A 23,560-nucleotide genomic window follows, 5' to 3' on the forward strand; every position below is an offset into this window, starting at 1 on the left:
GGGGCGCCCCGACGCACCCTGGACGGAAAATCCGGCGTGCGTTAGCTTCCCGCGCCATGAGACTTCTGGGAGTTGGCATGTGCGTGGCAGCGCTGGCGGTCACGGCGCTGGCCGCGCCCGCGCAGGCGGACCCGGTCGGCCCCGGTACCGGTTCGCGTGATCCTCGCGGTGCCGGCTGGGCGCTCAAGGCCACCGGCAAGGACGCGGTCCGCTTCCGCGGGCTCGCGGCGGTCAGCCGCTCCGCGGCCTGGGTGGCCGGCTCGAAGGGGACGGTGCTGCGCACCTCGGACGGCGGCCGCAGCTGGCGTGACGTCTCGCCGCCGGGAGCGCTGGCAGAGGGGCTGGAGCTGCGCGACATCGAGGCCTTCGACGAGCGGCGGGCGGTCGCGCTGTCGATCGGCGAGGGCGAGGCCTCCCGGGTCCTGCGGACCGAGGACGGCGGGGCGACATGGACCGAAAGCTTCCGCAACACCGACCCGCGGGCCTTCTACGACTGCCTGACCTTCTTCGACGCCCGCCACGGCCTCGCGCTGAGCGACCCGGTGGACGGCAGGTTCCGGCTCCTCGCGACGGAGGACGGCGGGCGGAGCTGGCAGGTGCTCCCGGCCACCGGGATGCCGGAGGCGCTGCCGGGCGAGGCGGGCTTCGCCGCGAGCGGGCAGTGCCTGGTCGCGGCCGGGCCGCGGGACGTCCTGATCGCCACCGGAGGCGGCCCGGTCGCCCGCGTGCTGCGCTCCGGGGACCGCGGCCGAACCTGGAGCGCCGCCCCGGCGCCCGTCCCGGCGGGAGATCCGGCCCGGGGCGTCTTCGCGCTGGCCTTCCGCGACCGTACGACGGGGCTCGCGGTCGGCGGTGACTACCGCACCGGTCAGGCGTCGCCCCGGGCGGCGGCCGTGTCACCGGACGGCGGCCGCACCTGGCGGCCCGCCGACACGCCCCCGCCCGCCTACCGCTCCGGCGCGGCCTGGTACCCGCACTCCCGGGACGCCGCGCTGGCCGTGGGCCCCACGGGCACGGACGTGACGCTCGACGGCGGCCGCACCTGGCGGCCGCTGGACGCAGGCTCGTACGACACCGTCGACTGCGCGCCCGACGGCGGCTGCTGGGCGGCGGGGGAGCGGGGGCGGGTGGGCAGGCTGGAGCGGCACTGAACGGCCACTGTCCGGAGCGGCCCGGCGTCGGTCCGGGCGTACGCGGACTCGCCCCGCGTCAGCTGATGCCGGGGCGGGTCCGGCCGCCGGCCGTACCCGGGCGCCCGCCCGTACCCGAGGCTCCGCCGACGTGCCGCCGGCCCCGCTCAGGCCGCCGGCAGGTCCTCCCGTACCGGCGCCAGGTCCGCCGACGTCTTCGTGGCGACGAACTCGGTGATGCGGTAGGCGCAGACACCGGCCACGGTGAACGGGTCCTCGGCCGCGATCTCCTCGGCCTCCGCGCGGGAGACGCCGGCGGCCAGGATGACCCCGCCGTCACGCGGCACCTTGCGTCCCGAGGCCAGGAAGACGCCGGACGCGTAGTAACGGTCCAGCCACGCCACGTGCGCCTCCATCCGCTCGTCGACGGCTTCGATGGGGGCGGTGTAAGTGAGCTCCATTACGAACATGATCGCCAGGCTACCCTCGCACCTCATGACGACTGCGAAGACCCCCGCCGACGAGGCCGAAGCCCGGGCCGTACAGGACGAACTGCGCCGGAGCGTGGTGCTGGACGAGCCCGGACCGCCGCCCGGGGCGGGGCTCGTCGCCGGAGTGGACGTCGCGTACGACGACGAACGGGACCTGGTCGCCGCCGCGGCCGTGGTCCTCGACGCGGCCACCCTGGAGGTGGTCGAGGAACGCACCGCCGTCGGCCGCGTCAGCTTCCCCTACGTCCCCGGGCTGCTCGCCTTCCGGGAGCTGCCCACCGTGCTGGCCGCGCTCGACGCCCTGACCGTCACCCCCGGCCTCGTCGTCTGCGACGGTTACGGGCTCGCGCACCCGCGCGGCTTCGGCCTCGCCTGTCACCTCGGGGTGGTCACCGGACTGCCGAGCATCGGCGTCGCGAAGAACCCGTTCACCTTCACCTACGAGGAACCCGGCGCCCGGCGCGGCGACGCGGCCGCGCTCCTCGCGGCGGACGGCGACGTCGTCGGGCGGGCGCTGCGCACCCAGGACGGGATCAAGCCGGTCTACGTCTCGGTCGGCCACCGCGTCACGCTCGACAACGCCTGTGCCCACACCCTCGCCCTGAGCCCCCGCTACCGGCTCCCGGAGACCACCCGGCGCGCCGACTCGCTGTGCCGGCGCGCCCTGCGCGAGGCGGCGGAAGCCGGCTAGACACCCGTTTCGGCCGCCACGCGGAAGCGGATGCCGGCCTTCTGGAGCCGGTCCAGCAGGGCGTCGCCCATGGCCACCGCCGTGGTGACCTGGCCGGAGGTGTCCGGGAGGGTGTCGTACGCCAGGCACAGGGCCGACTCCGCCAGCATCTTCGCCGTCTCGCCGTAGCCGGGGTCGCCGCCCGAGACCTCCGTGAAGACCCGGCGGCCGCCGCCCGTCCCCACGAAGCGGACGGTGAACCAGCTGCGCGCCCGCCGCTCCGCGTCCGGGCCCCGGCCCGGCTCCCAACGGCCCATCAACCACCTCCGGGCGGTGGGCACCTGGGCCAGCAGGGCCGTCGCGCCGACCGCCGCCGTGGCACCCAGCGCGAACGGGAGGTGCTCCAGGGCCGCGTAGTGCCGGTAGCGGAAGTCCGGGCCGTACCGCTCCAGGGCGGCCGCCGAGCGGGCCACGACCCGCGGGTCCAGCGACGGCAGCGGCAGCGCCCAGCTGCCGGTCTCGCGGCTGAACCGCGGCGCGCCCCCGGAGCCCCGCACCCGCCGGCCCGGCAGCCGCGGCTCGTACAGCCGGCGCTCGCGGGCGGCGGCCAGGGTCTGGGGGCCCCGGCTCAGCGCGGTGAGGACGGAGGCCAGGGTTCCGCCGGAGAGCAGGGCGTTGGAACGCATGAAGCCGTCGACCCGCAGCGGCACCCCGGCCGGCAGCCGGTTCACCGTGAAGTACGCCCCGAGGTCGGCCGGAACGGAGTCGAAGCCGCACGCGTGCACCAGCCGCGCGCCGGTCTCCCGGGCCCGCGCGTCGTGGGCGACGTACATCCGGTCCACGAACTCCGGCTCGCCCGTGAGGTCCACGTAGTCGGTGCCCGCCCCGGCGCACGCCGCGACCAGTTCCGCTCCGTACCAGACGTACGGCCCCACCGTCGTGGCCAGGACCCGCGTGGAGGCGGCCAGTTCCCGTACGGCCCGCGGGTCGGAGGCGTCCGTCCGGATCAGCGGCAAGGTCGCGCACGCCGGGTCCAGGGCAGCCAGTCGCCCGCGCAGCCGCTCCAGCTTGCCCGGGTCGCGCCCGGCGAGGGCCCAGCGGCAGCCGGCCGGGGCGTTCGCGGCGAGGTACTCGGCGGTCAGTGTGCCCACGAACCCGGTCGCGCCGAAAAGCACGAGGTCGTAGGCGCGTTGCGGTTCTCCGCGGCGGACCCGCTCGTTCATGACGCTCCTCCCAGCTGGTGTCGGTGGCTGAGGCTAGCGTGAGGATCGACTGTCCGTACGAGCAGGTGTGACCTGCGGTAAGTGGAGGCGTCGATGAAGGCCGCGGTGCGCAAGTGGCAGAAGGCGCGGGAGTTCGCTCTGGGGCTGCCCGAGGCGGTCGAGGAGTTCCCCTGGGGGCCCGGGGACTGCGTGGTCAAGGTCAACAAGAAGATCTTCGTCTTTCTGGGCGACGCCGACGGCCCGCAGCCGCCCGGCCTCTCCGTGAAGCTCAAGGACGAGGCGCTGCACGGCCACGCGATGACCTTTCCGGGCGCCGCGCCGACCGGGTACGGCCTCGGCCGGGCCGGATGGGTCTCCCTCCCGCTGGACGGGAAGGGGGCACCGGCCGCCGACGTGCTGTGCGAGTGGATCGAGGAGAGCTACCGCACCGTCGCACTCAAACGCCACATCCGGGAACTCGACGCGCGGATCGAGGCAGATGGCTAAGCGCCCGCTCTTGTGCTGAGTGGAACACGTTCCTAGCATCACTGGTGTTACATCAGTTGTGTCACACACTTCCCACGGGAATCGCTGGGGGTTCGATGGCAGTGTCCGGTACCGGCCCGCTCGCCGGAGTACGTGTCGTCGAACTGGCCGGGATCGGTCCGGGCCCGTTCGCGGCGATGCTCCTCGCCGACCTCGGCGCGGACGTGGTCCGCGTGGACCGTCCCGGGGGCGGCGGCCTCGCCGTGAACCCGGCGTACGACGTCACCAACCGCAACAAGCGCTCGGTGCTGATCGACCTGAAGGCGCCCGAAGGCCCCGGCCGGGTACTGGAACTGGTCGAGCGGGCCGACGTGCTGATCGAGGGGTTCCGCCCCGGGGTGGCCGAGCGGCTCGGCGTCGGCCCGGCCGACTGCCACGCCCGCAACCCGAAGCTCGTCTACGGCCGGATGACCGGCTGGGGCCAGGACGGCCCGCTCTCCCACACCGCGGGGCACGACATCGCGTACATCGCCGTCACCGGGGCCCTCGGCATGATCGGCGACCCGGGCCGGCCGCCCGCGGTCCCCGCCAACCTGGTCGGCGACTACGCGGGCGGGTCGCTCTACCTGGTGATCGGCGTGCTCGCCGCCCTCCGCCACGCCGGCACCCCCGGCGGCACCGGCCAGGTCGTGGACGCCGCGATCGTCGACGGGACGGCCCACCTCACCGCCATGATCCACGGCATGATGGCGGCCGGCGGCTGGCAGGACCGGCGCGGCGCCAACCTGCTCGACGGCGGCTGCCCCTTCTACGGCACCTACGAGACCTCCGACGGCGGATACATGGCGGTCGGGGCCTTGGAACAGCAGTTCTACGACACCTTCACGGAACTGCTCGGCATCAAGGAGCAGGCCCCGGCCCGCAAGGACCTCGCCCGCTGGGGCGAGCTGCGCGAGAGCGTCGCCGCACGCTTCAAGTCCCGGACCCGGGCGGAGTGGACGGCCGTCTTCGAGGGCTCCGACGCCTGCGTGGCGCCGGTGCTCTCCCTGGGCGAGGCACCGCACCACCCCCACCTCGCGGCCCGGGGCACCTTCACCGACTTCGGCGGGATCACCCAGCCCGCCCCCGCGCCCCGCTTCTCCGCCACCCCGGCCGCCGTCAGGAGCGGCCCCGCGCAGCCGGGGGCGCACACCGATTCCGTGGCGCTGGACTGGGACGTACCGGGCCTGCCGGGGAAGGGCGCCTGATGGAACTCTCCATGATGCTCGACTACTCGGGCGATCCGCGCCGGGCCGCGGACGAGGCGGCCGCGCTGGAGACAGCCGGACTCGACGCGGTGTGGGTGGCCGAGGCCTGGGGCTTCGACTCCCCGACGATCATGGGCTACCTGGCCGCCCGCACCGAGCGCATGCGGATCGGCTCCGCCATCCTGAACGTCTACTCGCGCACCCCCGCCCTCATCGCCCAGACGGCGGCCGGGCTCGACGCGATGTCCGGCGGCCGGGCGATGCTCGGTCTCGGCGCCTCCGGCCCGCAGGTGATCGAGGGCTGGCACGGCAGGCCGTACGACAGGCCCGTCGGCCGCACCCGCGAGACGGTGGAGCTGTGCCGGCGGATCTGGCGCCGCGAGACCATCGACCACCACGGCATCACCGACATGCCCCTGCCGCCCGCCAAGGGCGGCCGGCCCGGCAAGCCGCTGAAGATGCTGACCCGCCCCGTGCGTTTGGCCGTTCCCGTCTACGTGGCCTCCCTCGGCCCGGCGAACGTGGCGATGACCGCCGAGATCGCCGACGGCTGGCTGCCCACCCTGTTCCTCCCCGAGAAGGCGGACGCCGTGTGGGGCGACTCCCTCGCCGCGGGCGCCGCCCGCCGGGACCCCGGCCTCGGCCCGCTCCAGGTCGTCGCGGGCGGGCTGCTCGCGATCGGCGCGGACGCGGCGGCCGTCCGGGAACTCGCCCGCCCGCAGATCGCCCTGTACGTCGGCGGCATGGGCGCGGTCGGCAAGAACTTCTACAACGACCTCGCCGTCGCCTACGGCTACGAGGAGGAGGCCCGGAAGATCCAGGAACTCTACCTCTCGGGACGCAAACGCGATGCGGCCGCGGCGGTACCGGACGAGTTCTGCGAGCTCATGACGCTGTGCGGGCCCGGAGGCTACGTTCGCGAGCGCGTCGAGGCGTTCCGCGCGGCGGGCGTCACCATGCTCAACGTCACGCCCGTCGGCCCCGAGCCGGCCCGCCTGATCGAAACCGTCAAGAGCTGGCTTTAGGGAGCCCCGATGCAACGCCGCATCTTCGACGCCGACCACGAGGCGTTCCGCGAGACCGTACGCACCTTCCTCGCCAAGGAGGTGCTGCCGCACTACGAGCAGTGGGAGAAGGACGGCATCGTCAGCCGCGCGGCCTGGCGGGCCGCCGGCCGGCAGGGCCTGCTGGGACTCGCCGTCCCCGAGGAGTACGGAGGCGGCGGGAACCCCGACTTCCGCTACGCCGCCGTGATCGCCGAGGAGTTCACCCGGGCGGGCGCGCCCGGACTCGCGATCGGCCTGCACAACGACATCATCGGCCCGTACCTGACCTCGCTGGCCACCGAGGAGCAGAAGCGCCGCTGGCTGCCCGGGTTCTGCTCGGGCGAGACGATAACGGCGATCGCGATGACCGAGCCCGGCGCCGGCTCGGACCTCCAGGGCATCCGCACGAGCGCCGAGGACCGGGGCGACCACTGGCTGCTCAACGGCTCCAAGACCTTCATCTCCAACGGCATCCTGGCCGACCTGGTCATCGTGGTGGCGAAGACGACCCCCGAGGGCGGGGCGCACGGCCTGTCGCTGCTGGTCGTCGAGCGCGGCGCGGAGGGCTTCGAGCGCGGCCGCAACCTCGACAAGATCGGCCAGAAGGCGCAGGACACCGCCGAGTTGTTCTTCCACGACGTACGGGTCCCCAAGGAGAACCTGCTCGGCGAGCGGAACGGCGCCTTCCTCCATCTGATGACCAACCTCGCGCAGGAGCGGATGGGCATCGCGATGGCGGGCATCGCCGCCGCCGAGCACCTGCTGGAGATCACGACCGCGTACGTCAAGGAGCGCGAGGCCTTCGGCCGGCCGCTCTCCAAGCTCCAGCACATCCGGTTCGAGATAGCGGAGATGGCCACCGAGTGCGCCGTCACCCGGGCGTTCCTGGACCGGTGCATCGTGGACCACTCCAACGGCGAACTGGACCACGTCCACGCCTCGATGGCCAAGTGGTGGGCCACCGAACTCCAGAAGCGGGTCGCGGACCGCTGCCTGCAACTGCACGGCGGCTACGGGTACATGAGCGAGTACCCGGTCGCGCGGGCCTTCACCGACGGACGCATCCAGACCATCTACGGCGGCACGACCGAGATCATGAAAGAGATCATCGGCCGTTCCCTGCTCGGCTAACCTCCCCTCGAAAGGCTTGACCAGTGAGCACCGAAGCGTACGTATACGACGCGATCCGCACGCCGCGCGGCCGCGGCAAGGCCAACGGCGCCCTGCACGGCACCAAGCCGATCGACCTGGTCGTCGGCCTCATCCACGCCCTGCGCGAGCGCAACCCCGGTCTCGACCCGGCCACCATCGACGACATCGTGCTCGGTGTCGTCGGCCCGGTCGGCGACCAGGGCTCCGACATCGCCCGCATCGCGGCGATCGCCGCAGGTCTCCCCGACACGGTGGCCGGGGTCCAGGAGAACCGCTTCTGTGCCTCCGGCCTGGAAGCCGTCAACCTGGCCGCCGCCAAGGTCCGCTCCGGCTGGGAGGACCTGGTCCTCGCGGGCGGCGTGGAGTCCATGTCGCGGGTGCCGATGGCCTCCGACGGCGGCGCCTGGTTCGCCGACCCGATGACCAACTGGGACACCGGTTTCGTCCCGCAGGGCATCGGCGCCGACCTGATCGCCACGATCGAGGGATTCTCGCGGCGCGACGTCGACGAGTACGCGGCCCTGTCCCAGGAGCGCGCCGCGACGGCCGTCAAGGACGGCCGCTTCGCGAAGTCCGTCGTCCCCGTTACCGACCGCAACGGCCTGGTGGTCCTGGACCACGACGAGTTCATCCGCCCCGGCACCACCGCCGACACCCTCGCCAAGCTCAAGCCGTCGTTCGCGGACATCGGCGACCTGGGCGGCTTCGACGCGGTCGCGCTCCAGAAGTACCACTGGGTCGAGAAGATCGACCACGTCCACCACGCGGGCAACTCCTCCGGCATCGTGGACGGCGCCTCGCTCGTCGCCATCGGCTCTCGCGAGGCGGGGGAGCGGGGCGGCCTGACGCCGCGTGCCCGGATCGTCTCGGCCGCCGTCTCCGGCTCCGAGCCGACCATCATGCTCACCGGCCCCGCCCCGGCCACCCGCAAGGCCCTCGCCAAGGCCGGTCTGACCATCGACGACATCGACCTGGTCGAGATCAACGAGGCGTTCGCGGGCGTCGTGCTCCGCTTCGTCAAGGACATGGGCCTCTCCCTCGACAAGGTCAACGTCAACGGCGGCGCCATCGCGCTGGGCCACCCGCTCGGCGCCACCGGGGCGATGATCCTGGGCACCGTCATCGACGAACTGGAGCGCCAGGACAAGCGCTACGGGCTCGTCACCCTCTGCGTCGGCGGCGGCATGGGCGTCGCGACCGTCGTCGAGCGCCTCTGAATCGTCCTGTGACCACCGAACCCTCCGACACGGAAGTAGCGAACATGAGCGAGTCCACCACGATCCGCTGGGAACAGGACGAGACCGGCGTCGTCACCCTCGTCCTCGACGACCCCGGCCAGTCCGCCAACACGATGAACCAGGCCTTCAAGGACTCCATCGCGGCGATCGCCGACCGCGCCGAGGCGGAGCGGGACTCCATCCGGGGCATCATCTACACCTCCGCCAAGAAGACCTTCTTCGCCGGCGGAGACCTCAAGGACATGGTCCGGCTGCGCCCCGAGGACGCCCGGCTGGCCTTCGACACCGGGACCGCGATCAAGCGCTCGCTGCGCCGCATCGAGACCCTCGGCAAGCCCGTCGTCGCCGCCATCAACGGAGCCGCCCTCGGCGGCGGTTACGAGATCTGCCTCGCCTCCCACCACCGGATCGCCCTCGACACCCCCGGCTCGAAGATCGGCCTGCCGGAGGTCACGCTCGGCCTGCTGCCGGCCGGCGGCGGCGTGACCCGCACCGTACGCCTGATGGGCATCGCGGACGCGCTGCTGAAGGTGCTGCTCCAGGGCACCCAGTACAGCCCCCGGCGCGCCCTGGACAACGGCCTGGTCCACGAACTCGCCGCGACGCCGGAGGAGATGCTGGCCAAGGCCCGCGCCTTCATCGATGCCAACCCGGAGTCGAAGCAGCCGTGGGACGTCCCCGGCTACAAGATCCCGGGCGGTACGCCGGCCAGCCCGCGGTTCGCCGCGAACCTCCCCGCGTTCCCCGCCAACCTCAAGAAGCAGCTGAACGGGGCCCCTTACCCGGCGCCGCGCAACATCCTGGCCTGTGCCGTCGAGGGCTCGCAGGTGGACTTCGAGACCGCGCTGACCATCGAGGCCCGGTACTTCACCGAGCTGGTCACCGGCCAGACCGCCAAGAACATGATCCAGGCGTTCTTCTTCGACCTCCAGGCCGTCAACGCCGGCCGCAGCCGCCCGCAGGGCATCGCGCCCCGCCGCGTGCGCAAGGTCGCGGTCCTCGGCGCCGGGATGATGGGCGCGGGCATCGCGTACTCCTGCGCCCGCGCGGGCATCGACGTCGTGCTCAAGGACGTCACGCCCGAGGCCGCGGCGAAGGGCAAGGCGTACTCCGAGAAGCTGCTCGACAAGGCCCTCTCGCGCGGCCGCACCACCGAGGCCGAGCGCGCCGAGCTGCTCGCCCGGATCACGCCCACCGCGGAGGCCGCCGACCTGGCGGGCTGCGACGCCGTCATCGAGGCCGTCTTCGAGGACACCGCCCTCAAGCACCGGGTGTTCCAGGAGGTCCAGGACGTCGTCGCCCCCGATGCCCTGCTCTGTTCCAACACCTCCACGCTCCCCATCACGGGGCTCGCGGAGGGCGTCTCGCGCCCCGTCGACTTCATCGGACTGCACTTCTTCTCGCCCGTCGACAAGATGCCGCTGGTGGAGATCATCAAGGGCGAGCGCACCGGGGACGAGGCCATTGCCCGCGCCTTCGACCTGGTCCGCCAGATCAACAAGACCCCGATCGTGGTCAACGACTCGCGCGGCTTCTTCACCTCGCGCGTCATCGGCCAGTTCATCAACGAGGGCGTGGCCATGGTCGGCGAGGGCATCGAGCCCGCCTCGATCGAACAGGCCGCGGCGCAGGCCGGGTACCCGGCGAAGGTGCTGTCCCTGATGGACGAGCTGACCCTGACCCTGCCGCGCAAGATCCGCAACGAGACCCGCAAGGCCTTCGAGGCCGAGGGCCGCGCGTGGACCGAGCACCCGGCGGACGCGGTCATCGACCGGATGGTGGACGACTTCGGCCGCCCGGGCCGCAGCGGCGGCGCCGGGTTCTACGAGTACGACGAGACGGGCAAGCGCGTCCGCATCTGGCCCGGCCTGCGCGAGCACTTCGCCAAGCCGGACGCCGAGATCCCCTTCGAGGACATGAAGGAGCGGATGCTCTTCTCCGAGGCGCTGGACACCGTCCGCTGCCTCGACGAGGGCGTGCTGACCTCGATCGCCGACGCCAACATCGGCTCGATCATGGGCATCGGCTTCCCGGCCTGGACCGGCGGCGTGATCCAGTACGTCAACGGCTACCAGGGCGGTCTGCCGGGCTTCGTGGCCCGCGCGCGCGAGCTGGCCGCCCAGTACGGCGAGCGGTTCACCCCGCCGGCCTCCCTGGTGGCGAAGGCGGAGCGCGGCGAGACGTACGCCGACTGACCGCGGGGTACGGCTCCGGGGTACGCCCACCGCGGAGCCGTACGCCCGGCCTACGCCGGGTACAGCGCGGCGAACAGGCCCCGGTGGGCGGTGCCGTCCGGGGCGTTCCAGCCCGCCGTGACCCGGCCGATCGCCCCGGTGGGGGCATCCGCCGCGCCGTGCGGCCGCAGGACCCGCGCCACGGTGAGCCTCGGACCGTCACCGACGGCGATCTCCGTGTCCCGTGCGGTGTGCGCGACCTGCGGCCGCAGCGGGGGAAGCAGCGGGACCGGCAGGCTCCGTCCGTCGAACTGCGCGGATACGGACGGGTCCGGCGTGTCCGAGCGGCCCTGCGCCTGGGCCACGGCCCGGCCCTGGAGCAGCGACAGCAACTGCCCGACGAGCACCGGGTCGCGGGTGCCGTCGTACACCCAGCGCCGGCCGAGCACACCGTGCTCCGAGGTGCCGATCAGAGCCGCTTCGGCGCCCTCCAGCGGCGCCCCTCGGTAGCTGAGCGGAACGTGGTAGGCGACCGGTCCGTCGGGCGACTCCTCGGTGAGCACCATGAATTCGAGACCCACCTCCCCCTCCGGGTCGTCGAGCCGGAAGCCGCCCGCGCGGGCCGGCTCGGGGGCACGCTGCGTGGACACGTACCACGGCTGGGCCGAGAGCCAGGGTGCGAGCAGCTCCAGTTTGCCCGGGTTCATCGAGGTCTTGTGAATGATCGCCATGCCCGCGAACCTACCCCTCCGGGACGAAGGCAGTGCGCAGCTCCTCCTTCAACGACCGCTGAAAGGCCGTCACCAGTGCCTGCACCACCATTGGTTGCATGTGCGCGGACAGTGCCTTCATCGACTCCACCCGCTCCGGATCGCTCTCGCCCTCGGTGAACGGACCCCACACCTCATCCCGGAAGAGCGCCGTCAGCTGGTGCGCGGCCGTCCGCGCGTGGTCCAGCAGGACCGAGCGGGCCGCCAGGATCGTCTCGTAGGAGATCGGCACGTCCAGCAGCGCCACCCCCAGCCGCAGCAGCCCCACGTCCACCCGGAACCCCTCGCCGGCCGGCGTCAGCACGTTCATCGCCGTCAGCCGCCGGACGTCGGTCTCCGTCAGCGCCCGCCCGGCCCGCTTCTCCAGCTCCTCCCGCGAGGACTCCATCGCCGAGTCCGGGGCCCAGGCCGCCACCAGCGCCCGGTGGATGGCCAGGTCGTGCGCGCTCAGGTCGTCGGGCAGCGCGTCCAGGTAGCGCTCGATGGCCGACAGGGTCATGCCCTGGTGCTGCAACTCCTCGATCAGGGCGAGGCGGGAGAGGTGCTCGGGGCCGTAGTGGCCCACCCGACGCGGTCCGATCACGGGAGGGGGCAAAAGCCCGCGCGTGCTGTAGAACCGTACGGTGCGGACGGTGACACCCGCCCGGGCGGCCAGTTCGTCGACGGTGAGCGTCGGCTCGGGTGCCTGGTCGGCCATCGTCTGCGCCTCGCTCTCTGCTCCACAGCTTGGGTTCAACAGTATTGCTGTCGCACCAACGATGTGAAACGGCCAGGAGCTGCCCATGACCACGACCCTGCGACTGCCCGGACCGCCCGGGGAACTCACCCTCCCCGTCCTGCTCGCCCGCAACGTCGGCCGATACGCTGACCTGCCCGCCCTCTCCTGGCGCGCGGGGACCGGCTGGCGGACCCTCAGCTGGGGCCAGGTCCGCCACGAGGTCGCCGCCCTCGCCTGCGGCTACGCGGCCCTCGGCGTCGAGCGCGGCGAGCACGTGCTGCTGATGATGGGCAACCGCCCCGAGCACTGGCTCACCGACCTCGCCCTGGTCCACCTCGGCGCCGTCCCCGTCACCGTGTACGGAACCTCCGCGCCCGAGCAGGTCGCCCACATAGCCCGCCACAGCAGGGCCCGGCTCGCCGTCGTGGAGGGCGTGCGTGAACTCCCCCGCTGGGAGCCGCTGCTGGACGACCCGACGGTGGCCCTGGAGCGCCTCGTCGTCGCCGAGGAGGCCGACGCGGGCCCGCACCGCACGTACGCCTCCCTGCGCGCGGCCGAGGTCCCGGCCCGGTGCGCCGAGGCCTTCGAGAAGGGCTGGCGCCGGACGCTGCCCGAGGACCCGCTGACCGTCGTGTACACCTCAGGCACCACGGGAGACCCCAAGGGGGTCCGGCTGACCCACCGCAACATCATGCTCCAGGCGGTCCGCCTCGACCGGCGAACCGACCTGCCCGAGCACGCCGAGCACATCTGCTACCTGCCCTTCGCGCACATCGCGGAGCGGATCCTCGGGATCTACCTGCCGCTGCTGCGGGCCGGGCACGTCCGCCTCGTCGCCGACCCCGCCGCCGTCGCGGGCGCCGTCCGCGAACTGCGCCCCGTGCAGTTCTTCGGCGTGCCCCGGGTCTGGGAGAAGCTGGCGGCGGCCGTACGTGCCGTCCTCGCCGGGCTCCCCGAGGAGCAGCGGTCCGCCATCGAGGCGGCCAACGGCGTGGCCCGCGCCGTGGCCGGGCACCGGGAGCGCGGCGAGCCGGTCCCGGCGGCGCTGGAGGCCTCGTACGCCCGGGCCAAGGAGGGGGTGCTGGACCCGCTGCTGGCCCTGGCCGGGATGGACCGGCTGGTCTGGACGGCCAGCGCCACCGCGCCGATGCCGATCGACGTGGTGCGGTTCTGGGCGGGGTGGGGCATCACGATCATGGACGCCTGGGGGCTGACCGAGACGGCCGGGGTGTGCACGGTCAACAGTCCGGACGGCTTCCGGCTGGGTTCGGTGGGCCGTCCGATCGACGGTGTCGAGCTCAAGACCGCCGGGGACGGCGAGATACTCGCCCGCGGCGCGACCGTCTTCGACGGCTACCTGCGGCCCGACGGCTCGGTGGAGCGGGCGAGCGACGCGGACGGCTGGTTCCCCACTGGGGACGTGGGCCGGCTCGACCGGGACGGGTTCCTCTGGCTGACCGACCGCAAGAAGGAACTGATCATCACCTCGAACGGCAAGAACGTCTCGCCCGCCCTGGTGGAGAACACGGTCAAGGAACACCCGCTGATCGGCCAGGCCCTCGTGCACGGCGACGGGCACTCCTACCTCGTGGCACTCCTCGTCCTGGACCCCGAGCTGGCCCCGGCCTGGGCGGCGGCCCGCGGCATCGAGGCGGCCTCGCCCGCGGCACTCGCCGAGCACCCGCAGGTCCGTGAGGAGATCGCCCGCGCGGTGGCGGCGGCCAACGCCCGGCTCAACCGCACCGAGCGGATCAAGCGGTACCGCGTGCTCAGCGAGGAGTGGGGCCCGGAGTCGGGCGAACTCACCCCGTCCCTCAAACTCCGCCGCCGCGTGGTCCGCGAGAAGTACGCCGACCTGATCGAGGAACTCTACGAGCCCTAACGGAACCCGGGGACCCGCCGCCGGGCGGCGTCGGACCGGGTGCCGGTGCCGATCCCCGAGCCCCTGCTGCCTCCGCCGGCCCGGCGCCTTCCAGCAGCCGTGGGACGGCGCTGGGTGCGGAGACGGACGGCCGGGTCAGTGGGCGATCAGCGGGTAGTGGTCGGAGAGGTTGGTGTAGGTGTAGGAGGTGCCCCAGCTGGAGACCGTCCAGGGGGCGGACTGCTCCTTCACCACCGTGTTGTCCCAGCCCGCCGGGCGGGCGTTGCCCCTGCGGTACAGGACGTAGTCCAGGTCCTCGCGCGGGTCCGTCGGGTAGCGGTAGTTCGCGATCGAGTTGAGCGCCGTGTCGAAGGAGTACGGGTGCCCCGTACGCGAGTCGGCGCCGGCCAGGTCGGCGTTGGCCAGCATCGAGGGGTACTCGGCGCTGCGCGAGTCGACGTTCATGTCGCCCGCGACGATGACCTCTTCGCCCGCCGGGATGTTCTTGGCGTCCAGGAAGGCGTCCATCGCGCGGAACTGGCGGGCGCGCATGTCCGCCGCCTCACCCGTGCCGCAGCCGGAGTCGGTGGACTGGGCGTGGGTGCCGACCACGTGCACCTTGGTGCCGTTCACGTCGAGCACGACGTACGCGAAGCCCTTGTTGGACCACCAGTCCGAGCCGCAGGCGTCCTTGTACACCACCTGCTCCTTGCGGAGGATCGGCCACTTGCTCAGGACCGTGACCCCGCCGTCCTCCGGGGTGGTGGCGGAGTACGAGCCGCCGGTGGCGTCCCAGCCGCTCTTGGACCGGCCGACGACCGGCGTCTGGTAGGGGTACTGCGCCGAGGCGTTGGACTTCAGCGCGTCCGAGGCGGTGTTGTCGAAGGCCTCCTGGAGCACCACGACGTCGTGTCCCTGGAAGAAGGAGGCCTTGGGGATCTCCGCGGCCCGGTACGCCTGACCCCAGTTGGGGTAGAGGTTCGTGGACATGAGGAACGTGTTGTACGTGAGGACGCTGAGCCGCGGGGCGGTGGTGCTCTGCGCGGCCGTGGCGGCCGGGGCGGTGGTGAGGGCCAGCGCGCCCGCGGCGATCGCCGCGACGGCGGTGGCGGCGGTGCGTCCGCGGCGGTTCGGGGTGTGCGTCATGGGGGCTCCGTCAGTCCGGCGGGGGAAGCTCGACGCCGTCATCCAAGCAGCCGCGGTTACCTCTGGGTAACACCCATGCAGAGACTTTCTGTCCGCAGCACGGCCGTCTGGACTCGCATACTTGAACCATGAGCAACACGGAGTCCGCCACCCGGGCGCCCGGCCACCGCCGCGACCCCGAGCCGCCCCCGCCCGGCGGCGTGCTGTGGACCATCGCCGGGGACGTCCGCGCCCTGCTGATGCTCCCCGCGGCCTTCACCATGCAGGTCGCGCACCCCGCGATCGGGGCCGGCGTCGACCAGTACTCCGTTTTCCGCACCGACCCCTGGGGGCGCGGCGAGCGCTCGCTGCGCTCCGTCCAGCTGTGGGTGTACGGCGGCGAGCGGGCCGCCGAGGAGGGCCGCCGGGTGCGCCGTCTGCACAAGGAGATCCAGGGCACCGACACCCGCGGGCGCCGCTACCACTCGCTCGACCCCGCCTGCTACTCCTGGGTGCACGCCACCGGCTTCCCGGTCTACCTCTACGCGGGCCGGTACCTGCTGCGCCGCTTCACCCCGGCCCAGGAGCGCCAGCTGTACCGGGAGTGGCTCCAGGTGGGCCGGATCCTCGGCCTCCACGACCGGGACATGCCGCAGAGCGTCGAAGAGTACTGGGTCTACTACCGCCGGATGCTGGCCGAGGAGATCGAGCCCACCCCGGTCGCCCGCGAGCTGGTCGCCACCGACGTGGCGCTGCCCCGCCCCGAGGGCGGACCCCTGCCGGTACGGCTGCTGCTGCGGCTCGCCTGGCCGGTGCTGCGGGCCGCGTTCCTGCGGCTGCGGGCCTTCGTCACCGTCGGCTACATGCCGCCCGAGGCGCGTGCCGCGATCGGGCTGGAGTGGACCCCGGTGCAGGAGCGCAGGCTCCGGCGGTTCAGCGCGGTCGTGCGGATCCTCGTACCGCTGCTGCCCGAGCGGCTGCGCTACCTGCCCGTCGCCCGGGCGGCCCGGGCGCGGCGGCGCGCCGCCGCCCGCTGAGGGGCGACGGCGCGCGGGGCCTGCGCAGGGCGCGGTCAGTGCTCGTGGACCGAGTTGGTCTCCGCGATCTTCTTCCAGGACTTCGGCTCCACCGGCTGGGCGGCGGGCGCCTTCGAGGACCGGGCGGCCGGGGCCGGGCCCGCGGCCGGCGGGGCGAAGGCGGGCTTGCCCGGGGTGTACAGCCAGGTCTCGAAGAGCTGGGCCAGCGGCTTGCCGGAGACCTTCTCCGCGTACCGCACGAAGTCCGCGACCTTCGCGTTGCCGTAGGCGCGCTCGGTCGGCCAGCCCTTGAGGATCTTGAAGAACTTCTCGTCGCCGATCTCGTTGCGCAGCGCCTGGACCGCGATCGCGCCCCGGTCGTAGACCGCCCCGTGGAACTGGTTGTCAGCACCCGGGTCTCCCGGCTTGACCTGCCAGAACGGGTCCTCCGCCGGACGCGTGGCGTACGCCCAGTCGGCGAGTTCCTGCGCCGTGCCCTCGCCCTCCTTCTCCGACCACAGCCACTGGCTGTAGCGGGCGAAGCCCTCGTTGAGCCAGATGTCCTTCCAATTGTCGACGGACACGCTGTCGCCGTACCACTGGTGCGCCAGCTCGTGGACGACCACCGAGACGTTCGCGCCGTTCGAGAACTGGCGCGGGCTGTAGAACGGGCGGGTCTGGGTCTCCAGGGCGAAGCCGGACGGCACGTTCGGCACGTAGCCGCCCAGCGCGTTGAAGGGGTACGGGCCGAAGACGCTCTCCAGCCATTCGGCGACCTCGCCGGTCCGCTCCACGCTCGCCCGCGCCGCGCCCGCGTTGTCGCCGAGGTCCTTGCTGTACGCGTTGAGGATCGGCAGCCCGCTCGCCGTCTTGTCGGTGGTGACGTCGAACTTGCCGACGGCGAGGGTGGCGAGGTACGTGGCCTGCGGCTTGTTCGAGCGCCAGTTGTAGCGGGTCCAGCCGAGCTTCGAACTCTGCGAGACGAGCACCCCGTTGCTGATCGCCTGGGTGCCGTCCGGGACGTTGACCGAGATGTCGAAGGTGGCCTTGTCGAGCGGGTGGTCGTTGCCCGGGAACCACCAGGCGGCCGAATCGGGCTCCTGCGCCGCGATGCCACCGTCCGGGGTGCGCTGCCAGGCCGACCATCCGTCGACCTTGAACTCCGAGGGCTTGCCCGCGTACTTGACGACGACCGAGGCCTGCCTGCCCTTCTCCAGGGCCTGCGCCGGGGTCACCTCCAGCTCGTGGGCGCCGGAGGCCGCGAACTTCGCCTTGGCGCCGTTGACCCGGATCTCGCTGACCTTGAGGCCGAAGTCCAGGTTGAAGCGGGACAGGTTTTGCGTGGCGGTGGCCAGGAGGGTGGCGGTGCCCTCCAGCAGGTCCGTCTTCGGCTCGTACTTCAGGCGCAGGTCGTAGTGCGATACGTCGTATCCGCCGTTGCCGCTGGTCGGGTAGTAGGAATCGCCTATGCCCGGGGCGCCCGGGACGGAACTGGCCGCCGACGCCGGGATCACCAGCAGCAGGGAAGCGGCGAGCACGCTCGGGGCGATGACTTTGCGGTGCACGAAGAGCTCCAAGGGGTAGGGGAGACAGTTCCGTTCGCGGATGCGTGGTGCGACCGTATTCACGCGTGGCGGGCCGCGTCATGTCCATGGCGCCTGCTGTCACATGATCGCCATTCGGCCGTCACAGCCGGCCGCGCAGCGCCGCGAACAGCCCGGTCAGGCCATCGGGCGGCCGAAGATCGGCTGGATACCGCGCCCGCACACCGGCCGGAACGCGCCCCCGGGCGCAGTGGGGTCTGGTCCGCATACTAAGCAGTCGGTAATCTGCCCCGCATGACTCTTCCCCCGCGCGCCGCCCGCCGCTGTTGGCACGCAGCCATCAACCCGCTGCACGCCACCGTCTACTTCTCGCCCGACCTCGGCAAGGAGTTCGCCGCCCTCGGCGTCACGCACCGAGCCGCCGTGAACCTCGCCTCCCGGTCCGCGGCCATGGGCGCCGTCGGCGCGGGCACGGTGACCGCCGCGTTCTACAACTACCGCCACGACCTGGTCGCCGAGCACCTGCCCGCCGTGTGGGAGACCGCCTCGCCCGCGCAGGCACTCGCCGCCCGGTTGCGCGCCGTCGACACCACACTGCGCCGCCTCCTCGGCGACGAGACCGTCGCGTCGCCCGAGGTCGCCGAAGCCGCCGACCTGGCGATGCGGGCCACCGAGGGCTGCACCCGGCACGCCCGCCCCCTCTACGCCGCCCACGCCGACCTCCCCGTACCCGAGGAGCCGCACCTGCGGCTGTGGCACGCCACCACCCTGCTGCGCGAGCACCGCGGAGACGGTCACCTCGCCGCGCTCCTGCTCGCACCGCTGGACCCGCTGGAAGCCCTGGTCAGCCACACCGCCACCGGCCGCGGCATGGCCCCCAAGTGGATCAAGTCGATCCGCGGCTGGGAGCAGTCCGACCTCGACGCCGCCACCGAGCGGCTGCGCGAGCGCGGCATGCTCGACGCGGCCGGCGAGCTCACCGAAGAAGGCGCCGCCGTGCGCGAGCAGCTGGAGACGGAAACCGACCGCCTCGACGCCGCTCCCTACGAGCACCTCGGCGCGGACGGCCTGGCCCGCCTCGCCGAACTCGGCGGCGGGCTCGTTACGAAGGCCATCGGCGCCGGAGCCTTCCCGCAGGGCCTCTTCGGCAAGGCCTGAGCCGGGTCTCCGGACGTCCGTCACCGCCACCTGCCACAATTGGCAGCCTTCCGCGCATCCCATGCACACGTACGAAGGCAGGCAGGACCGCACCGTGACGATGTCCATCGAAGGCAGGATCGCCGAGGAGCTCGGCGTACGGGAACGGCAGGTCAAGGCCGCCGTCGAGCTGCTCGACGGCGGCTCCACCGTGCCGTTCATCGCTCGCTACCGCAAGGAAGCGACCGAGATGCTCGACGACGCCCAGCTGCGCACCCTGGAGGAGCGGCTGCGGTACCTGCGCGAGCTGGAGGACCGGCGGGCGGCGATCCTCGACTCCGTACGCGAGCAGGGCAAGCTCGACGCCGAGCTGGAGGCCCGGATCCGGGAGGCCGACACCAAGGCCCGGCTGGAGGACATCTACCTGCCCTTCAAGCCCAAGCGGCGCACCAAGGCCCAGATCGCCCGCGAGGCGGGCCTCGAACCGCTCGCGGAGGGCCTGCTGGCCGACCCCTCGGTGGAACCGGCCGTCGCCGCGGCCGCGTTCGTGGACCCGGACAAGGGCGTCGCCGACGCGGCGGCCGCCCTGGAGGGCGCCCGGGCCATCCTCACCGAGAAGTTCGCCGAGGACGCCGACCTGATCGGCGAGCTGCGCGAGCGGATGTGGAGCCGCGGCCGGCTCGCCTCCAAGGTGCGCGAAGGCAAGGAGGAGACGGGCGCCAAGTTCGCCGACTACTTCGACTTCGCCGAGCCCTTCACGGCGCTGCCCTCCCACCGAGTCCTCGCCATGCTCCGCGGCGAGAAGGAGGACGTGCTCGTCCTCGACCTCCAGCCCGACGAGCCCGCCGAGCGCGGGGAGACCGCGGCGCCCGGGCCTTCCGCGTACGAGGGCATGATCGCCCGCCGCTTCGGCGTGGGGCCCGGCTCGGGCCGCCCCGGCGACAAGTGGCTCGCCGACACCGTCCGCTGGGCCTGGCGCACGAAGATCCAGGTGCACCTCGGCATCGACCTGCGGACCCGGCTGCGCGCAGCCGCCGAGGACGAGGCCGTACGCGTCTTCGCCGCCAACCTCCGCGACCTGCTGCTCGCCGCGCCCGCCGGCACCCGGGCCACGCTCGGGCTGGACCCGGGTTTCCGCACCGGCGTGAAGGTGGCCGTGGTCGACGCCACCGGCAAGGTCGTGGCCACCGACGTGATCTACCCGCACGTGCCCGCCAACAAGTGGGACGAGTCCCTCGCCAAGCTGGCCCGGCTGGCGGCGCAGCACGCGGTCGAACTCGTCGCGATCGGCAACGGCACGGCCTCCCGCGAGACGGACAAGCTCGCCGGCGACCTGATCGCCCGCCACCCGGAGCTCGGACTGACCAAGGTGATGGTCTCCGAGGCCGGCGCCTCGGTGTACTCGGCCTCCGCCTTCGCCTCGCAGGAACTGCCGGGCATGGACGTCTCGCTGCGCGGCGCCGTCTCCATCGCCCGCCGCCTCCAGGACCCGCTCGCCGAGCTGGTGAAGATCGACCCCAAGTCCATCGGGGTGGGGCAGTACCAGCACGACCTGTCGGAGGTGAAGCTCTCCCGTTCGCTGGACGCGGTCGTCGAGGACTGTGTGAACGGCGTCGGCGTCGACGTCAACACCGCTTCCGCGCCGCTGCTCTCGCGGGTGTCGGGCATCAGCGGCGGCCTCGCCGAGAACATCGTCGCCCACCGCGACGCCAACGGCCCCTTCCGCAGCCGCAAGGGGCTCAAGGACGTGGCCCGGCTCGGCCCCAAGGCGTACGAGCAGTGCGCCGGCTTCCTGCGGATCCGCGGCGGGGACGACCCGCTGGACGCCTCCAGCGTGCACCCCGAGGCCTACCCGGTGGTGCGGGGCATGGCCAAGGCGGTGGGCAGCGAGGTCGCGGCCCTGATCGGCAACGGCGGCGTGCTGCGCTCGCTGCGGCCGGATCAGTTCGTCACGGAGGCGTTCGGCCTGCCGACGGTCACCGACATCCTGCGGGAGCTGGAGAAGCCGGGCCGCGACCCGCGCCCCGCCTTCAAGACGGCCACCTTCAAGGAGGGCGTGGAGAAGATCGGCGACCTCGCGCCCGGCATGGTCCTCGAAGGCGTGGTCACCAACGTGGCCGCCTTCGGTGCCTTCATCGACATCGGCGTCCACCAGGACGGCCTCGCGCACGTCTCGGCCCTGTCGAAGACCTTCGTCAAGGATCCGCGCGACGTGGTCAAGCCGGGCGACATCGTCCGCGTCAAGGTCATGGAGGTGGACATCCCGCGCAAGCGGATCTCCTTGACGCTGCGGATCGACGACGAGGCGACGGGCGACCGTCCCCCGGGCGCCCCGGGGCAGCGCGAGGAGCGCCGCGGCGGCGGCCGTCCCCCGCAGCAGCGCGGCCAGGGCGGCCAGCGCGGGCAGGGCCGGCAGGGCGGGCAGGGCGCTCAGGGCGGCCAGGCCAGGACCGGCAACGGCGCCGGCGGCCAGAACCGGTCCGGCGGCCAGGGCGGCGGCAACGCCCCGGCCCCCGCCAACAGCGCGATGGCGGACGCCCTGCGCCGGGCCGGCCTCACCGGCAAGGAGGAGCGCCGCAAGCGGTAGCGGCCCCGCGCGCGTGGACGCGTACGGATTGGCCGAATAGGTTCCCCACCTGGGCACACGGCCTTGCCAACTCCCGTAAAAGATCTGTAGGCATGGGTGGAACGCCCGTTCGTCCTGACGCGGACGGGCTTCCGCATTCCCCTCCGGGACCGCACTCCCGAGGCCGCCTCAAGGCACAGGATGTACGCCCATGCCCACGCACGCCTATCGACGCTGCCCGAGAAAGGGTCCGAAGAGGGAACACATGCCCTATCGGAATCTCAACTTGCGTAAACGGTGCGAGATGATTCTCGGCCATCTCGACCTGCCCCGCCCGTTCTCGCTCGAGCACCTGTGCACGGACATCGCCGAACAGCGCGGCCGCCCGATCCGGCTCCACCCGCTGCCCAAGGAAGCCGCCGAATCCGGCGTCTGCGGACTGTGGGTCGGCACCGCCCGCGTCGACTACGTCTTCTACGAGGCCCAGACCACCCCCCTGCACCGCGAGCACATCGTGCTCCACGAGCTCGGCCACATCCTGTTCGGCCACCACTCGCTGGAGGGCGAGGAGACCGACGGCAAGGCCCCCGTCGTGCTCGGACGCACCAACTACACCACCCGCCAGGAGCAGGAGGCGGAGATGCTCGCGAGCATGATCCGCACGCGGACCGCGGGCAACGGCCCGCGCGCGCGCACCGAACCGCGCGGCGCCCTCGCCCGCCTGGAGTCCGCCATGGGGTACGGGCAGCGGGGCGCGCACGATGGCAGCTGACCTCACCGCGTTCGGCGACTGGCTCGCCGTCCCCAGCGTGGTGTGCCTGTGGATCGCGGTCCTGCTGCGTGCGCCCGGCGCGCTGCGCTCCCCGCAGCAGCGCGGCCTGTGGCTCGCCGTCGCCACCGCCGCGGCCGCGATGACCCTGAACCTGCCCGCCGTCGTGGCCTACGCGACCAGCCGCGACGCCGGCTACGCGCACACGATCGGCCTGGTGCGCAACCTCATCGGCGTCCTGTCGGCCGGCGCCGTGGTCTACTTCGTGGCCGCCGCCACCGGGGGCCGCCGACTCCAACTGGCCGCCCGGACCGGCACGGTGCTCTGGCTGACCACGCTGATCGTGCTGGACGGCCTCGCGCCGGACCACGGTACGCACACCATGCCGCCCGTCGGGGACCCGGTGCCCTCCCTCGCGTACTGGCTGGTGCTGATCTCGGCCCACCTCGTCGCCAACACCACCTGCGTGTACGTGTGCGCCCGCTACAGCCGCCGCACCGAGAGCCGCGGACTGGCCCTCGGGCTGCGGCTGTTCGGCCTCGGCACGGCCCTCGCCGGCGTGTTCTGGTTCGTGTACCTGCTCAAGGCCCTCTTCGGCAGCACCTGGGCCATGCCCGCCCTGCCGCTGATGATGAACCTGCACGGGCTGCTGCGCGCCGCCGCCATCGTCGTCCCGACGCTCTTCACCCTGCGCCGTACGACCGCCGACATCGCCACCGCCTGGCGGCTGTGGCCGCTGTGGCGGGACCTGGTCCTAGCCGTACCGCACGTCGTCCTGTCGAAGCCGCGCGCCGGGCGGGTCGTGGAGCTGCTGTGGCCGCCCCTGCCGCGCAACCTGCTGGTGTACCGGAAGGTCATCGAGACGCGCGACGCCATCCTGATCCTGGGGGAGTACGTGGCCCCGGGTCTCGCAGAGCTGGCGCGCACCCACGTCGCCGGCAGCGGGGTGCCCGAGCAGCGGCGCTCCGCGGCCGCGCTGGCCTGCGTACTCAAGGAGGCCCGGCAGGCCAAACTGGCCGGGTTGCCCGGACAGCAGGCGGGGGAGGCCTCCGCCCTGGAGCTGCCCGCCGCGATCCAGACCTCCGCGGAAGGCGGCGACCTGGACGAGGAGGCCCGCTTCCTGGTGCACGTCGCGGAGGCGTACGCGTCCGCCTCCACCACCGCGTTCACGCCGCGGCCGGCGTGAACCCCGGCCGTCCGCACCACCACCGAAGGAGT

At 72.8% G+C, this 23,560-nt stretch carries 20 protein-coding genes; 14 read left to right on the plus strand and 6 right to left on the minus strand.

The window, feature by feature from the left end; genetic code table 11:
* The first annotated feature begins 77 nt into the window (after positions 1-77).
* Positions 78-1,151: a WD40/YVTN/BNR-like repeat-containing protein gene (locus ACWGH1_RS08575; RefSeq protein WP_453352112.1), complete on the plus strand. Its 1,074-nt coding sequence runs from the start codon at positions 78-80 to the stop codon at positions 1,149-1,151.
* 146 nt (positions 1,152-1,297) lie between these two features.
* On the opposite strand, the gene ACWGH1_RS08580 is transcribed toward ACWGH1_RS08575, so the two are convergent.
* Positions 1,298-1,600: a YciI family protein gene (locus ACWGH1_RS08580; protein WP_453352113.1), complete on the minus strand. Its 303-nt coding sequence runs from the start codon at positions 1,598-1,600 to the stop codon at positions 1,298-1,300.
* 25 nt (positions 1,601-1,625) lie between these two features.
* Here ACWGH1_RS08580 and ACWGH1_RS08585 point away from each other — a divergent pair, with 25 nt between their 5' ends.
* A complete protein-coding gene (locus ACWGH1_RS08585) occupies positions 1,626-2,312 on the plus strand; it encodes an endonuclease V (protein ID WP_453352114.1) in 687 nt (228 codons plus the stop codon).
* Here ACWGH1_RS08585 and ACWGH1_RS08590 read toward each other — a convergent pair.
* The gene (locus ACWGH1_RS08590) at positions 2,309-3,514 is read right to left on the minus strand and encodes a saccharopine dehydrogenase family protein (protein ID WP_453352115.1); all 1,206 of its coding nucleotides are present in this window, start codon (positions 3,512-3,514) and stop codon (positions 2,309-2,311) included. The two genes, ACWGH1_RS08585 and ACWGH1_RS08590, sit on opposite strands and share 4 nt — an antisense overlap.
* A 93-nt stretch (positions 3,515-3,607) precedes the next feature.
* Here ACWGH1_RS08590 and ACWGH1_RS08595 point away from each other — a divergent pair, with 93 nt between their 5' ends.
* The 6 genes from ACWGH1_RS08595 to ACWGH1_RS08620 all read left to right on the plus strand — a co-directional run bounded on the left by ACWGH1_RS08595 (position 3,608) and on the right by ACWGH1_RS08620 (position 10,857).
* Entirely contained in the window at positions 3,608-4,000 is a 393-nt protein-coding gene (locus tag ACWGH1_RS08595; RefSeq protein ID WP_453352116.1) for an MmcQ/YjbR family DNA-binding protein, read from the plus strand.
* Between the two features lie 95 nt (positions 4,001-4,095).
* Positions 4,096-5,226 (plus strand): CaiB/BaiF CoA transferase family protein, encoded by a 1,131-nt coding sequence (locus ACWGH1_RS08600; RefSeq protein WP_453352117.1) that lies wholly within the window; start codon positions 4,096-4,098, stop codon positions 5,224-5,226.
* Positions 5,226-6,251 carry an LLM class F420-dependent oxidoreductase gene (locus tag ACWGH1_RS08605; protein ID WP_453408542.1) on the plus strand — a complete coding sequence of 342 codons (1,026 nt, stop codon included), beginning with the start codon at positions 5,226-5,228 and terminating at the stop codon, positions 6,249-6,251. Before ACWGH1_RS08600 ends, ACWGH1_RS08605 begins: the two co-directional genes overlap by 1 nt.
* Positions 6,252-6,260: 9 nt before the next feature.
* Positions 6,261-7,403, plus strand: a complete 1,143-nt coding sequence (locus ACWGH1_RS08610) for an acyl-CoA dehydrogenase family protein (RefSeq protein ID WP_453352119.1) — start codon at positions 6,261-6,263, stop codon at positions 7,401-7,403.
* A 23-nt stretch (positions 7,404-7,426) separates the two neighbouring features.
* A complete protein-coding gene (locus ACWGH1_RS08615) occupies positions 7,427-8,641 on the plus strand; it encodes an acetyl-CoA C-acetyltransferase (protein ID WP_453352120.1) in 1,215 nt (404 codons plus the stop codon).
* 44 nt (positions 8,642-8,685) lie between these two features.
* Positions 8,686-10,857 carry a 3-hydroxyacyl-CoA dehydrogenase NAD-binding domain-containing protein gene (locus ACWGH1_RS08620; RefSeq protein ID WP_453352121.1) on the plus strand — a complete coding sequence of 724 codons (2,172 nt, stop codon included), beginning with the start codon at positions 8,686-8,688 and terminating at the stop codon, positions 10,855-10,857.
* Positions 10,858-10,907: 50 nt separating this feature from the next.
* Here ACWGH1_RS08620 and ACWGH1_RS08625 read toward each other — a convergent pair whose 3' ends face one another.
* Positions 10,908-11,567, minus strand: coding sequence for a maltokinase N-terminal cap-like domain-containing protein (locus tag ACWGH1_RS08625; RefSeq protein WP_453352122.1), 660 nt, complete (start codon positions 11,565-11,567; stop codon positions 10,908-10,910).
* Between the two features lie 10 nt (positions 11,568-11,577).
* The gene (locus ACWGH1_RS08630; protein ID WP_453408543.1) at positions 11,578-12,303 is read right to left on the minus strand and encodes a MerR family transcriptional regulator; all 726 of its coding nucleotides are present in this window, start codon (positions 12,301-12,303) and stop codon (positions 11,578-11,580) included.
* A gap of 85 nt (positions 12,304-12,388) precedes the next feature.
* On the opposite strand from ACWGH1_RS08630, the gene ACWGH1_RS08635 reads away from it, so the two are divergent.
* Positions 12,389-14,206, plus strand: coding sequence for an AMP-dependent synthetase/ligase (locus ACWGH1_RS08635; protein ID WP_453352124.1), 1,818 nt, complete (start codon positions 12,389-12,391; stop codon positions 14,204-14,206).
* A 135-nt stretch (positions 14,207-14,341) separates the two neighbouring features.
* Here the strand turns inward: ACWGH1_RS08635 and sph are convergent, their stop codons facing one another.
* Positions 14,342-15,331, minus strand: a complete 990-nt coding sequence (sph, locus tag ACWGH1_RS08640) for a sphingomyelin phosphodiesterase (protein ID WP_453352125.1) — start codon at positions 15,329-15,331, stop codon at positions 14,342-14,344.
* Between the two features lie 128 nt (positions 15,332-15,459).
* Between sph and ACWGH1_RS08645 the strand changes: the two genes are divergently transcribed.
* Entirely contained in the window at positions 15,460-16,347 is an 888-nt protein-coding gene (locus ACWGH1_RS08645; RefSeq protein ID WP_453408544.1) for an oxygenase MpaB family protein, read from the plus strand.
* Positions 16,348-16,382: 35 nt separating this feature from the next.
* Here the strand turns inward: ACWGH1_RS08645 and ACWGH1_RS08650 are convergent, their stop codons facing one another.
* Positions 16,383-17,891 carry a M1 family metallopeptidase gene (locus tag ACWGH1_RS08650; protein WP_453354418.1) on the minus strand — a complete coding sequence of 503 codons (1,509 nt, stop codon included), beginning with the start codon at positions 17,889-17,891 and terminating at the stop codon, positions 16,383-16,385.
* 273 nt (positions 17,892-18,164) lie between these two features.
* Here ACWGH1_RS08650 and ACWGH1_RS08655 point away from each other — a divergent pair, with 273 nt between their 5' ends.
* The 4 genes from ACWGH1_RS08655 (at position 18,165) to ACWGH1_RS08670 (ending at position 23,528) form a co-directional block, all read left to right on the plus strand.
* Positions 18,165-19,028, plus strand: a complete 864-nt coding sequence (locus ACWGH1_RS08655) for an SCO6745 family protein (protein ID WP_453354419.1) — start codon at positions 18,165-18,167, stop codon at positions 19,026-19,028.
* 94 nt (positions 19,029-19,122) lie between these two features.
* Positions 19,123-21,594, plus strand: coding sequence for a Tex family protein (locus tag ACWGH1_RS08660; protein WP_453354424.1), 2,472 nt, complete (start codon positions 19,123-19,125; stop codon positions 21,592-21,594).
* A gap of 283 nt (positions 21,595-21,877) precedes the next feature.
* Entirely contained in the window at positions 21,878-22,345 is a 468-nt protein-coding gene (locus ACWGH1_RS08665; RefSeq protein ID WP_453354420.1) for a hypothetical protein, read from the plus strand.
* Entirely contained in the window at positions 22,335-23,528 is a 1,194-nt protein-coding gene (locus ACWGH1_RS08670; RefSeq protein WP_453354421.1) for an MAB_1171c family putative transporter, read from the plus strand. Before ACWGH1_RS08665 ends, ACWGH1_RS08670 begins: the two co-directional genes overlap by 11 nt.
* Positions 23,529-23,560: the final 32 nt, after the last annotated feature.

The sequence above is a fragment of the Streptomyces sp. NPDC054883 genome (assembly GCF_053610645.1).